Here is a 12,651-nt window from a genome sequence, read left to right as displayed (position 1 = left end):
GTGACGATCCTCGGGCTGCTCAAGAACCGCGCCGGGCTGAGCTGGCTCGTCCTCGTCGCGGCCACACTGCTGTCCTGGGCGCTCGGCGCCGACCACGGCACCGGCTCCATGGTCGCCGTCGCCGTGCTGGGTATCGCCGCGATCAAGGTGCGCCTCGTCGGACTCGACTTCATGGAGCTGCGGCACGCCCCGATCCCGCTGCGCGCCGCGTTCGAGGCGTACTGCATCGGCATGTGGGCGCTGCTGTCCGGGCTGTATCTGTGGCTGTAACGCAACCTATTTCAGTAGCGCGATGACCTCGCCGAACGCGCGGGCGTGCCGGTCCTGCACCGTCACATAGCTGATGCCGTACCGATCCCGGTAACCGCGAATCCGATCGGCCATGTCCGCGGCGGACCCCGACAGCACCCCCGGATGGCGTAGCAGCTCGTCGTCGGACAGCCCGGGCAGGAAGTGGCGCGGAATGGTCAGATCCGGTACGCCCGAACCGTCCAGCGGCATCGCGGTGATCGCGATGTTCAGTTCCAGCGAATCGAAGCGCTCACCGGCTGCGTCGCGCACGAACGCGATTCTGTCCGCCAGCGGATCCTCGTCGGCGCCGGGTGCCCGGTCGCCTCCGGTGAGACCCACGATGTCGGCCATCCGGGCCGCGAGCCGCAGCACCCGATCGCCGTTGCCGGCGATCATGATCGGCACGTCGGGTGTGTGTTCGGCCAGATAGGCGCAGGTCTCGCGCAGGTGCTCCACCCGTGCGCCGGCGCTCGGGAACGGGATGCCCGCCGCCTCGAACTCCTCTTCCACATAACCGGTGCCCAGCCCGAGGTCGAGCCGGCCCTCGGACACGTCCCGTAACGCCGCCACGTCGCGCGCGAGCAGCGCCGGCCGGTAGAACGCCGCGTTGAGCACGAACGTGCCGACCCGCAGCGTCGAGGTCGCCATCGCGATCGTCGTCATCACCGGGAACGGCGCCGGGCCGCCGAGGTGGTCCGGCACGTGCACCACGTCGTAGCCGGAGTCCTCGGCCTGCCGTGAGAAGTCGTGCAGCTGCCCGCGTGAGGTGCCACGCATGACGCCGATACCAAATCGCAACTCTGCAGCCACGGTTCGATCGTAGGGACAGGTTTGAAGGGGATCCGCCAGGGGCACTAAGGCTGCAGTCTTTTCCCGCCGATCCGGCCCGTCGTCGAACTATCCGACGGGCCGGATCAAAATCTCGGCAGGTTCTTCACCCCTATGGCAGACATCCCCACGATCGGCGTCGAAGAGGAATTCCTCCTCGTCGATCCGGACACTGGCGCACCGTTACCCCGCAACCGCGACGTCGCCGAGCGCGCCGCCGACCTGGGGCTCGACCTCCAACTCGAGCTCACCAGTTGTCAGATCGAAACGGCGACCGACGTGATGCAGACCGCGGAGGAGCTCCACACCGCGCTGGCGCGTCTGCGCGGCACCGTCGCCGACGCCGCTGGTCAGGCCGGTGCCCGGTTACTCGCGGTGGGTCTGCCGCCGACGTTGCCGCACGACTTCCCGGTCACCGACACCCCGCGCTACCGCGATATCGGCGACCGCTTCGGGATGATCGCCCACGAGCAGGGCATCTGCGGGTGCCACGTGCACGTCGCCGTACCGGACCGCGACGCGGCGGTCGCGGTGTCCAACCGGCTGCGCCCGTGGCTGCCGGTGATGCTGGCGTTGACGGCCAACTCGGCGATCTACCGCAACGCCGACACCGGTCACTCGAGCTGGCGCAGCGTGCTGTGGGCGCGCTGGCCCAGCGCCGGGCCGCCGCCGCTCTTCGACTCCGCCGCGGACTACGACGCCGCGGTACGGATGCTGGTGCAGTCCGAGGTGATTCGCGACGACGGCATGGTCTATTGGGATGTGCGGCCCTCGGCGAACTTCCCGACGGTGGAGATCAGGGTCGCCGACGTGCCGGCGACGGTGGGGGAGACGGCTCTGCTGGCGACATTGTCGCGCGCGGCTGTGATGACCGCGCTCACGGAGGAAGAGCGCGGTCAGGCCCAGCCGACAGTGGATGCCTGGACGCTGAAGGCGGCGTACTGGAAGGCCGCGCGTGACGGCCTCGACGGAACCGGTGTGGACCTGCGCAGCAACACGGCCGCGCCGATGCGCACGTTGCTGCACCAGCTGCTCGACTGGGTGCGCCCGGCGCTGGAGCGCACCGGCGACGAGGACGTCGTGCGCCGGGGCGTGGCCGCGGTGTTCGAGCACGGCAACGGAGCGATGCGGCAACGACGGGCATGGCGGCGCGGACACGATGTGCGCGACGTGCTCGCCGTCGCAGGTGATGCGACGCTCGAGTTCTAGACCAGCGGCAGTTCAGCGAAAGCCGGCGTGGTGGGTTCTTTCGACCCGCCGGGCGGTTCGACCGTGAACGCCAACGCGCTCGATGCACCGAGATCCGGGAGCACCGCCGTCGTCGACGGCGTGACAGCACCGGCGTCCATCGTCCCCGCCGAATGCGGACCGTCGGAGGCGACGAGCCACATCTGGTAGACCGTCCCGGGCTTGGGCGGTGTCACGTTGTTCATCACGAGCACGCCGGAATCCCGCTCCCGGGAGAACACCAGGGTCGCGGTGCCCCCGCCGGGGATGTCACCCGAGACGGTCCGCACGTCGGGCGCTGCGAAGATCTGGTCGGTGGTCGACTCGGAGGCGCTCGGCCGCATCGCCACACCGACCCCGAGGGCGCCCAGTCCGACGGCCACCACCGCTGCCGCGGCGAGCATGACGGTCGCCCACCGTCGGCGCTTCGGTCCGAGGGAGCGCACCGCGCCACCGCGGCCGCCGTCGCGCTGGATCTGGCTCAACACCTGTGCGCGAAGTTCGGGCGGCGGCTCGACTGCGGTGGCTTCCGCGATCACCGCCATCGTCTCGCGCACGGCGCGGACTTCGGCGCGGAACGCCTCGGCCACGTCGGGCGAGGCGTCGCTGAGCTGACGGTCGATGTCGTCGACCTCATGGTCACTGAGCGCATGCAGCGCATAGGGCGTCGCAAGGGACAGCAGTTCTTCCGGGCTGGTCATGTCACCCCCAGGCATCGGCGGAGACCGCGAATGGCGTCACGCATCCGCGACTTGATGGTGGCAAGATTCGTCGAAAGATGCTCGGAAACCTGCACATAGGTAAGACCGTCGTAATACGCCAACTGGATGCATTCTCGTTGGGTGTCGGTGAGCGCCCCGAGGCACGCGGCGACCTGGCGCCGTTCCTCGTCAAGGATCACCTCGTCGGCGACGTGATCGGCGGGCGGCTCGACGTTGGCGGCGCCATACCGCGATTCCCGGGTGCTGGCGGCCTGCTCGGAGCGCACCCGGTCCACCGCGCGACGGTGCGCCAGCGTCATCAGCCACGCCAGCGGTGAGCCCGCCGACGGGTCGTATGTGTGTGCGTTGCGCCAGACCTGCAGGTAGATGTCCTGCGTCGTCTCCTCGCTGTACCCCGGGTCGCGCAGAACGCGCAGAACCAGGCCGAAGACCCGGGACCGGGTCTGGTCGTACAGGGCGGCAAAGGCGTCCACGTCCTGGCGGGCCACCTGGCGCAGTAAAGCGTCGAGTTCGGCGGTCACGAGCGGTAGCCTAGCGGCTGCCCGCAGGCTGTCCGTCGAAGTCGTGGGCTTCGACCTGGGGGGCAAGGTCGCGGTCATCAGGTGTCCCCGTCGATCACGAGTGATACACCTTCTCTCGCTCCTCCGCCGGATGCGGCACGACGGGAACGCGGCGCAGGCGCAACATGGTGCCCTGCACCCGCATGCTCAGCGAGTTCATCTTCGGCGCCAGCGGCGAGATGACCTGCAGCGCGAGGATCTGTCCGATCCCGGCCGCTCTGCGGTCTCCCCGCATGGTCGTGACGAACGCCGGGTGGTTCTCGCGATGCAACGAGATGCGCAGGTCGAGGTGCTCGTCCGGATGCGGCGCATTGATCAGGTAGTGCCCGTCGACGTCGTTGAACGGCGAGACGTACAGCTTCTTGGTGACCATTGCCGGCCAGTCGCCCGACGGCGGCAGTAGGTAGGCGTGCCGCTCACCGCGGCTGTTCTGTACCTCGACGATCACGTACCGCACCCCGCCGTCCGGGCCGTGGCACCAGTAGAAGCTGAACGGGTTGAACGCCGAGCCGAGGACCCGGGGTTGCAGCAACGCGGTGACGCGGCCGCCGCACAGGTCGATGCCCTTGTCGGCAAGGAACGCGTCGACGCGACCGCGCAGCGTGTCGACGGGCGCGGGCCAGAGATGGTCGGCGGGGTCGAAGGTCGCGAACGGACGGAGCCATCCCGGCACCTGCGGCATGTCGTCGAGGTCGACCAGCCAGCTGTAGCTCTTGTGCTCGAAATAGTGATGTACCGGAGCACGCCGTAGGTGGGTGATCCGGGTGCGGTAGAGCGCCGTGGTGGTGTGCGCGGCGCCGCCGTGTTGCTTCACAACCGGTATTCGGAGCAGCCCGGGTTGCGGATTGCGCCCAGATGGTGTCTCTCCGTCAGCCCGGGGGCCAGGCCCGGGCGGCCCGCACCAATCCCTGCACCAGGGCGGACGTGGCGGGAGCCAGACCGTCGTCACCCGGCAGGCCGCTGCGCGGGCTGTTGCCGCGGACCCGCGCGGACAGTTCCAGCTGAGTGCCGCCGCTACGGGTGCGGTTGACCGGATTGTCCGGATGAAGGCCGCGCAGTTCGCGGGGTATCGCGTCGAGGTCGGTGATCACGCGGTAGCCGGGAATCGCGATGTGGTCGGCCAGGTGCCGGGCGAGTGCGCGGTGCCGACCGCCGGCGAGTAGTTCGGTGCTGCGCCCCATCCGGCCGTATCCGTGCAGCGACACCGCGACGTCGACGTGGTCGAGGAAATCCGCCAGCCGAGGTGAGTGTGCCGGATCGTAGAGCGCTGACGCGAGATGGTGAGGGTAGTGGTCGGGGTGGTGGACGATGTAGAGGGACGCGTTCGCCGCATCGGCGGCGCGGCGTGCGATCACATCGGTCATCTGCTCGAGTCCACCACCGTGGATGGCCAGGAACCCGAACTCCGACCGCAGCTCACTGTGCTCGCTGACTCCCCGCGTGCTCAGCAGCTCCGAGAGTGATTGTGGTGGAGTCGAATCCGGGTCGTGTTCGCGGCGGGGCCACCGCGTCGGGTCCCATCGCTGCAGGAAGTCGATCCAGCGGGTCGGCAGACCATGGTGTCGGGCGCCCTCGAGGATCCGTTCGAGGTATCCGGGGCGCGGCGGGCCCGGCTCGACGCGATGGTCGATGTAGACCCAGGCGGTGCGCCGGCCGTGGGCGGTGTGCACCGTCAGCGCGTCGCGGCGGTAGCGCAGGGGTACGCCCTCGGCGCTGTCCAGCGTCGCCAGGTCGTGATCGGAGACGCGCCACAGCACGCCGTGCACCACCCCGCCCGGTTGTGGTTCGACGGTGGCGACGCCGCGTTCGTTGATCAGCCAGTCGTGGTCGGCCAGGGTGGCGGGTTGCGGATCGGTGGCATCCGGGCAGCGCTGCGCCATCTGCCGCACCGACAGATTCGACCCGTACGCGAAGTAGTGGTGTCGCGCCGTCATTCAGCCGGACAGCGTCAGATAGATGAGCACCACGTTGAGCAGAGTAATCAACCCGGCAACCAACCAGCCCAGGGTCGTGGTCATGCGCCGGTTGACGTCACCGCCCATCAGCGATCTGTCACTGGTCAGCCGAACCAGCGGGATGAGCGCGAACGGGATGCCGAAGGACAGCACGACCTGCGACAACACCAGAGCGCGGCTCGGGTCGACGCCTGCCGCGAGCACCGCCAGCGCGGGCAGCAACGTGATCAACCGCCGGGTGAGCAACGGCACCGACCGGCGGAGCAAACCGTCCATGATCATCGCTCCGGCGTAGGCGCCGACGGATGACGACGCGAGGCCCGATGCCAACAACCCGATCGCGAACAGCAGCGCCACGGTGTGGCCGAGCGTGCCCTGCACCGCGGCGAACGCGCCTTCGATCGAGTCGGTGTCCGGTACGCCCTGCAGGGTGGTCGCGGCCACCAGCAGCATCGACAGATTCACCGCCCCGGCGACCAGCATCGCCGCGCCGACGTCCCAGCGGGTGGCGCGAAGGAGTGCCTTGCGCCGGGGGCCGGGTGCGTGGTGCCCATGCCGATCGCGCGCCAGCCCCGAATGCAGGTACACCGCGTGCGGCATGACCGTCGCGCCGAGCATGGCGGCGGCCAGCAGGATGCTCTCGGGGCCGTCGAACCGCGGCACCAGACCGGCGATGGCTGGACCGGCGGGGGGAGGCGCTGCGAACAGGCTGGTGAAGAAGCCGACGGCGATGACCGCCAGGAGGCCGGTGATGACGCGCTCGAAGACTGTCTGGCCGCGGCGATCCTTGATCAGCAGCAGCACCAGGGAGACCGCGCCGGTGATCACCCCACCGACGAGCAGAGGCAGATCGAACAGCAGGTACAGCGCGATGGCACCGCCGACGACCTCGGCGAGATCGGTTGCCATCGCCACCAGCTCCGCCTGCATCCAGTAGGCCAACCGCGTCGGGATGCCCATCCGGTCCGACACGGCCTCGGGCAGCGACCGGCCCGTCACCAAACCCAGTTTGGCCGACAGGTATTGGACGAGGCACGCCATGAGGTTGGCCGCGACGATCACCCAGACGAGCAGAAAGCCGAACTGGGCTCCCGCGCTGACGTTGGCCGCGACGTTGCCGGGGTCGACGTAGGCGATGGCCGCGACGAAGGCGGGGCCGAGCAGCAACCACAGGGGACGGGTCGGTGTAGCGACGTCGGGCTTCACCCGCGATCCTTCTCTGTTCGTTGATGCGAAGAGAAAAGTTAGGTTAGCCGTAAACTCGGCGGCGTGGCAATGCGCCGCCCGGGATCACAGGGGTCAGGGCAGGTAGCCGAACGCGCCGAAGGGGTAGTAGCCACCGCCCTGCCAGCCACCCCAGTTCCAGGGCGGCGGCGTCGCGGTGATCTGTGTGCTGCCGTTGGTCTCGCAGTAGGTGATCGTCTTGCCGACGTCGCTGCACTTCGGCATGGCGGTCGCGACACCCGTCCCGCCCCAGGCGATTGCGGCACCCGCACCCACGAGTGCCATGCAGCGCAGAACTCGACGCGTCACGGTCGGCTCAGAGCACGTAGGGGCCGTAACCCCAGCCGAAACCGCCCTCCCAGGGCTCGGCGTACACGCCGGGACGGGAGTCGATCTGCGAATTGCCGGGTGACTCACACACGGTGTTGGCGCCGCCCTGGAAGCCGCCGCCCTCACCTGTCTGTACGCAGGACGGCTGGGCCAACGCAGCGGGCGCAGCGGCGATCGCGAGGGAGGCTCCGCCGGCGACGAGCACAGCGGCGAAAGTGGTCAGGCGGGCCTTCATGCGGAGTCCTTTCAGCAGGTTCAGGGCTTAGCGTACAGACCTTTGCCAGTCACGGGAGGTAAGTCGAGCGCTGTCACGATTCCCGGCGCGGCATCGATGACCGCGGGGATGGCGTTCACCACGCGGGCGGCCGTCGCGACCAGTCCCGCGTGGTTGTGATCGCCGTTCGGGCTGCTCAGACACAGGTCCACCGTGTAGGACGGCTCGCCGGTGATCTCGATGCGGTAGGAACCGCCGTGCTGCGCAGGCTGCGGCCAGTCCGGACAGAGATCGTCGCGCAGTCGGGTGACGTGTTCGAGAACCACCGCCACCTCGCCGTCTTTCATGCCGCGAACCTCGAACCGGATTGCTGCCGTGGTCCCTTCGGCGATGTGGCCCGAGGCGATGTCGAAATCTTCCGGGGCGGGCACCCGGCTGTGCGTCTCGGTCACCTCGTCGAGCTCGAGGCCCAGGCCCGCGGCCAATTGCCGTACCACCGATCCCCACGCCAAGCTGAGCACGCCGGGCATCAGCAGCATCGGCGTCTCGTCGAGACTCCCCCCGAACCCCATGACGTCGAACATCACCGTCGCACTGTCGTAGGTGTCGTAGTTGATGATCTCCATGCAGCGGATCTGCTGGATGCTCTGACAGGTACCGGCCAGTGCCATCGGCAGCAGATCGTTCGCGAAACCCGGATCGATGCCGTTCACGAAGACGCTGGCATTGCCCGCCTTGGCCGCCTCCTCGATCGGATTCACCATCTCGTCGGGCAACACTCCCCACGGGTACTGCAGGAACACCGCACTACTGCCGACGACGTTGATGCCGGCGGCCAGGATGCGTCGGTAGTCCTCGAGCGCCTCGGGTAACCGGTTGTCGGCCATCGCGGTGTAGACCGCGCAGTCGGGGCCCGTGGCGATCACGGCGTCGAGATCGGTGGTGGCCGGCACCCCGGTCGACACCCCGAGTCCGGCCAATTCGCCCGCGTCGGTGCCGGCCTTGGCGTCCGAGGACACCCACACCGCGGTCAGCTCGAACTTCGGGTCCGTGATCAGTTGCGCCAGAGCGTGTTTGCCGACGTTTCCGGTTCCGATGGCAGCGACGCGAATCGTCATGGTGTCCTTCACAGATCGGGGATGGGCAGTTCGAGGTTCGGGTACGTGATGCCACCGTCGACCTCGAGGGTCTTGCCGGTGAGATAGGCGCCTGCCGGGGAGGCGAGATAGACCGCGGCCGCGGCGATGTCGAGGGGATCGCCGAGCCTGCGCATCGGTGTGGCCTTCTCCATCGGTGTGCGCAACTCCTCGTTGCTCGCCACGATGTCGAGCGCGGAGGTGAGGATCGAGCCCGGCGCGATCGCGTTGACGCGAATGCGCGGAGCGAGGTCGAGCGCCGAGAGGCGGGTGTAGTGCGCCAGCGCGGCCTTCGCGGTGCCATAGGCCGCGAAGCCGCGTCCGGCGACCCGCGCCATCGTCGAGGTGATGTTGATGATGCTGCCGCCGCCGGAGTGCTCGAGCATCAGCGGCGCCGCGGCGAGCGTGAGCGCATGGGCGGTGGCGACGTTGAAGGCGAAGGCGTCGCGCAGGTCCTTGGTGGATGTGTTCAGCAGCGCGTTCGGCATGGTCCCGCCGACGTTGTTGACGACGATGTCTAGTCTGCCGAACGCCTCGACCGCCTGGGCTGCCAGCGCCGCGGTGTCCTCGGCGTGGGCGAGGTCGGCGACCACGACGTGCGCGCGCCGGCCCGTTGCGGCAACCTGCTCGGCGACCTCCTCCAACTGGGACTGCGTTCGCGCGGAGATCAGCACGTCAGCGCCCGCTTCTGCGAAGGCGACGGCCATCGCCGCGCCGAGGCCGCGGCCCGCGCCCGTCACCACGGCCACCTGATCGTCGAGCCGGAATCTGTCCAGGATCACGGCCGTGACGCTAGCAAGCGCGCCGCCGTCCCGTGGGCTATTTCTGGAACACGTTCTACTTCTTCGCGGCGGCCTTCTTCGCAGCCTTCTTGGCCGGAGCTTTTTTCGCGGCCTGTTTGGCCGGGGCCTTCTTGGCGGCCTTCTTCGCGGGCGCCTTCTTGGCGGGCTCGTCTTTCCCGGAGCTTTGCTCCTTGCGCGCCTTGACGCTCGCCTCGAGCTTGGCCAGCAGATCCGAGACGTCCTCGGATTCGTCGAGCTCGGTGGGTTGCTCCTCGGTGGTGAAAGCCTCGCCGCCCTCGAGCTTGGCCTGGATCAGCTCGTGCAGCTGCTCCTGGTAGTCGTCGTGGTAGCGGTCGGGATTGAAGTCGTCGGTCATGGAATCGACCACCTGGCTGGCCATCTTGAGCTCCGCCGGCTTGATCTCGACATCCTTGTCCAGCACCGGGAAGTCGGGATCGCGGATCTCGTCGGGCCACAGCAGGGTGTGGATCATCATCACGTCACGCTTGCTGAAGTCCTTGACCCTCAGTGCGGCCAGTCGTGTCTTGTTGCGCAGCGCGAAGTTCACGATCGCCACACGGTCGGTCTCTGCCAACGTCTTGGCAAGCAGCACATACGATTTGGACGATTTTCCGTCGGGTTCCAGGAAGTAGCTCCGGTCGTACATCAGGGGGTCGAGGTCGCCGGCGGGCACGAACTCGAGCACCTCGATCTCGCGGCTGCGTTCCTCCGGCAGGGTGGCGATGTCGTCGTCGGTGATGATGACCGTCTGGCCGTCCTCGGACTCGTAGGCCTTGGCGATGTCGCGGTACTCGACGACCTCCCCGTCCACCTCGCACACGCGCTTGTACCGAATCCGCCCGTTGTCCTTGGCATGCACCTGATGGAACTTGATGTCGTGGTCCTCGGTGGCGCTGTAGACCTTGACGGGGACATTGACCAGCCCGAAGGCGATCGAACCCTTCCAGATGGACCGCATCACCCCAGGCTAGCCGGGTCGACCCGCATGCGGGCCGGACCTGGCCGCGGCCGCGTCGCGGGTCGCCCGATCGGGGAGGTCGGCGCCCGCGCGGGAAACGGTGAGCGCCGACGACAGCGCGGCGGTCTCCAGGGCGCGGGCCAGCGCTGACTCGGAGAGTCGGCCCAGGTCGCGCCGGCGTTCGGCGCCCAGCAGGTTCATGTCCCAGAGCGCGTCGATGAGCCCTGCCATGAACGAATCTCCCGCACCCACCGTGTCGACCACGTCGACCGCCGGTGCCGCGACGTCGACGCTGCCCCCCGCGACGACCCCGTGCGCGCCCCGCTCGCCCAGCGTCACGACGACGACGGCCGGCCCGAGGTCGAGCCACGTGCGCGCGATCTCCTCCGGGGAATGCTCCTTGTCGTACCAGGCCAGGTCTTCGTCGCTGACCTTGACGATGTCGCTGCGCTCGATCAGACGGTCGATGCGGTTGCGGGCGGCGTCAGCGTCGTCGATCAGCGACGGCCGGACGTTGGGGTCGAAGGTCACCGTCGCCGACGGGTGATAGGTGTCGAGCAGCGCAGCCACCGCGCGACATCCCGGTTCCAGCACCGCGGCAATCGAACCCGTGTGCGCCACCAGAGGCGGGGGTACCTCGGGGATTCCGCTCAGCTGCCAGGCGATGTCGAATTCGTAAGTGGCTCCGCCGTGCTCATCCAGTATCGCCCGTGCGGTCGGCGTGCGGTCGGCCGTGCTGCTGCCGGTCACCAGCTCGACGCCGGAGGAGTGCAGGTGCTCGGCGATGCGACGGCCGTGCTCGTCCTCGCCGATGTGGGTGAGGAAGTCGACGCCTCGACCGAGCCGGCCCAGCCCGGCGGCCACGTTCAACGGGCTTCCGCCGACGTGCTCACCGGTGATGTCGCCGTCGCGAATCACGATGTCGATCAGCGCTTCACCGATCACGAGTGCTCGTTGTCTGCTCACTGCGCATCACCGTTCAGGAGCACCTCCAGCGTGGCGCGCGCGCCGACGCGGTGCAGCGACTCGAGCGACTCGCGATAGGCCTCGACGAAGCGAGGCTGCCGTGCGAGATCACGGAAGAGAGCTGTGTTCTCGATGAACGCGGTCGGGTTGTCTTTCTGGGCTTCGGCCAGCGGTGCCAGTGTCGCGGCGCGGTTGTCCTCGATGGCGATCGGCTCGCCCTGCTCGTCCACTCCCTCGGCATAACGCGCCCAACTGGCGACCACCGCGGCCGAGATGTTCACGCTGCGATCGGCTTTCAGATTCGCCTCGATGACGGGAACAAGCCACTGCGGAATCCGGTCAGAGGAGTACGCACAGAGTCGGGCGATGGTGTCGCGCACTCCCGGGTTGGCGAAGCGCTCGATCAGGGTGCGTTGATAGTCGGCGAGATCGATGCCGGGAACCGGCGGCAGCGTCGGCTCGGCCTCGGCGAAGTAGCGCCGCAGCAACTCGGCGAACAGCGGATCGCCCGCGGCGTCGTGCACCAGCCGGTAGCCCGCCAGATAGGCGAAGTAGCACAGGGTCTGGTGACCGGAGTTGAGCAGCCGCAGCTTCATCAACTCGTAGGGGGTGACGTCGTCGACCAGCAGGACGTCAGCGTCCTCCCACGGAGGCCGGCCGTCGGAGAACGTGTCCTCGAGCACCCATGCGGTGAACGGCTCGGCGATCACGGGCCATAGATCATCGACACCGAATTCGGTTGCCACCGTGTCGATCACCGCGGGGGTGGTGACAGGTGTGATGCGGTCGACCATGGAGTTGGGAAAACGGGTGTGTTCGGCCATCCAGTCCGAGAGTCCCGGATGGACGGAGTCGGCGTACTCGGTGAACGCGCGTCGTGCGACGTCACCGTTGCCCTCGATGTTGTCGCACGAGACGATCGTCGGGGAGGGCACGCCGCGCTCGCGCCTGCGGGCCAGTGCGTCCGTCACGAGGCCGAACACGTTGATCTCCGGCAGGTCGTCGAGTTGGTAACCGCCCTCGGTGATGGTGAGCGAGATGATGCGTGTGCTCGGCGCGGCGAGCAGCTCGATGACGCCCTCCGCATCGTCGGGCGCGTATCGGTAGTCGACGATCGATCCGATGACCCGTGCCTCTCGGGTCCCGTCGGGGTGCTCCAGCAGCAAGGTGTACAGGCAGTCCTGCGCGGCCATCACGTCGGCCATCCTGCGATCCGCGGGCAGTACGCCCACGCCGCAGATGCCCCACCCGTCGGCCCGACCGGCGTTCAGGAGGCGGTCGACGTAGGCGGCCTGATGCGCGCGGTGGAAGCCGCCGACGCCGAAATGCACGATACCGACGCCGGTGTGGGCCCGGTCGTAGGTCGGCTTGTCGATCGGGATGCGCGGCTGATTCTCGGCATTGAGTTTCATGACACGGTCACCACAGTCCCGACGC

15 protein-coding genes are annotated in these 12,651 nt (G+C 68.3%); 2 read left to right on the top strand and 13 right to left on the bottom strand.

Going from position 1 to position 12,651, the window contains the following annotated elements; all coding sequences use genetic code 11:
• Positions 1 to 270, top strand: a complete 270-nt coding sequence (locus MHN84_RS03775; protein WP_241203300.1) for a cytochrome C oxidase subunit IV family protein — start codon at positions 1 to 3, stop codon at positions 268 to 270.
• Between the two features lie 6 nt (positions 271 to 276).
• Here MHN84_RS03775 and MHN84_RS03770 read toward each other — a convergent pair whose 3' ends face one another.
• Entirely contained in the window at positions 277 to 1,101 is an 825-nt protein-coding gene (locus MHN84_RS03770; protein WP_241203299.1) for an LLM class F420-dependent oxidoreductase, read from the bottom strand.
• 132 nt (positions 1,102 to 1,233) lie between these two features.
• Between MHN84_RS03770 and MHN84_RS03765 the strand changes: the two genes are divergently transcribed.
• The gene (locus tag MHN84_RS03765) at positions 1,234 to 2,328 is read left to right on the top strand and encodes a glutamate--cysteine ligase (protein WP_241203298.1); all 1,095 of its coding nucleotides are present in this window, start codon (positions 1,234 to 1,236) and stop codon (positions 2,326 to 2,328) included.
• Here MHN84_RS03765 and MHN84_RS03760 read toward each other — a convergent pair.
• The 12 genes from MHN84_RS03760 to MHN84_RS03705 all read right to left on the bottom strand — a co-directional run bounded on the left by MHN84_RS03760 (position 2,325) and on the right by MHN84_RS03705 (position 12,626).
• Positions 2,325 to 3,047, bottom strand: coding sequence for an anti-sigma factor domain-containing protein (locus tag MHN84_RS03760; protein WP_241203297.1), 723 nt, complete (start codon positions 3,045 to 3,047; stop codon positions 2,325 to 2,327). The genes MHN84_RS03765 and MHN84_RS03760 overlap by 4 nt on opposite strands.
• A complete protein-coding gene (locus MHN84_RS03755; protein WP_255729911.1) occupies positions 3,044 to 3,667 on the bottom strand; it encodes a sigma-70 family RNA polymerase sigma factor in 624 nt (207 codons plus the stop codon). The genes MHN84_RS03760 and MHN84_RS03755 overlap by 4 nt, the downstream gene beginning before the upstream one ends.
• A 16-nt stretch (positions 3,668 to 3,683) precedes the next feature.
• Positions 3,684 to 4,442 (bottom strand): DUF1365 domain-containing protein, encoded by a 759-nt coding sequence (locus MHN84_RS03750; RefSeq protein ID WP_241203295.1) that lies wholly within the window; start codon positions 4,440 to 4,442, stop codon positions 3,684 to 3,686.
• 55 nt (positions 4,443 to 4,497) lie between these two features.
• Complete coding sequence (locus tag MHN84_RS03745; protein ID WP_241203294.1) at positions 4,498 to 5,562, bottom strand: poly-gamma-glutamate hydrolase family protein; 1,065 nt, start codon at positions 5,560 to 5,562, stop codon at positions 4,498 to 4,500.
• Complete coding sequence (locus MHN84_RS03740; protein ID WP_241203293.1) at positions 5,563 to 6,789, bottom strand: Nramp family divalent metal transporter; 1,227 nt, start codon at positions 6,787 to 6,789, stop codon at positions 5,563 to 5,565.
• Between the two features lie 93 nt (positions 6,790 to 6,882).
• Positions 6,883 to 7,092 carry a hypothetical protein gene (locus MHN84_RS03735; RefSeq protein ID WP_241203292.1) on the bottom strand — a complete coding sequence of 70 codons (210 nt, stop codon included), beginning with the start codon at positions 7,090 to 7,092 and terminating at the stop codon, positions 6,883 to 6,885.
• A 31-nt stretch (positions 7,093 to 7,123) separates the two neighbouring features.
• Positions 7,124 to 7,372: a hypothetical protein gene (locus tag MHN84_RS03730; RefSeq protein WP_046364374.1), complete on the bottom strand. Its 249-nt coding sequence runs from the start codon at positions 7,370 to 7,372 to the stop codon at positions 7,124 to 7,126.
• Between the two features lie 20 nt (positions 7,373 to 7,392).
• Positions 7,393 to 8,469: a diacylglycerol kinase gene (locus MHN84_RS03725; protein WP_241203291.1), complete on the bottom strand. Its 1,077-nt coding sequence runs from the start codon at positions 8,467 to 8,469 to the stop codon at positions 7,393 to 7,395.
• 8 nt (positions 8,470 to 8,477) lie between these two features.
• Positions 8,478 to 9,269 carry an SDR family oxidoreductase gene (locus MHN84_RS03720; protein ID WP_241203290.1) on the bottom strand — a complete coding sequence of 264 codons (792 nt, stop codon included), beginning with the start codon at positions 9,267 to 9,269 and terminating at the stop codon, positions 8,478 to 8,480.
• Between the two features lie 55 nt (positions 9,270 to 9,324).
• Entirely contained in the window at positions 9,325 to 10,248 is a 924-nt protein-coding gene (locus tag MHN84_RS03715; RefSeq protein ID WP_241203289.1) for a Ku protein, read from the bottom strand.
• A gap of 9 nt (positions 10,249 to 10,257) precedes the next feature.
• Positions 10,258 to 11,214, bottom strand: a complete 957-nt coding sequence (locus tag MHN84_RS03710) for a PfkB family carbohydrate kinase (protein ID WP_241203288.1) — start codon at positions 11,212 to 11,214, stop codon at positions 10,258 to 10,260.
• Complete coding sequence (locus MHN84_RS03705; protein ID WP_241203287.1) at positions 11,211 to 12,626, bottom strand: mannitol dehydrogenase family protein; 1,416 nt, start codon at positions 12,624 to 12,626, stop codon at positions 11,211 to 11,213. The genes MHN84_RS03710 and MHN84_RS03705 overlap by 4 nt, the downstream gene beginning before the upstream one ends.
• Positions 12,627 to 12,651 lie beyond the last annotated feature (25 nt).

It is taken from the genome of Mycobacterium sp. PSTR-4-N (genome assembly GCF_022348085.1).
Lineage (GTDB): Bacteria > Actinomycetota > Actinomycetes > Mycobacteriales > Mycobacteriaceae > Mycobacterium.
This window is presented reverse-complemented; position numbering and strand designations above follow the sequence as displayed.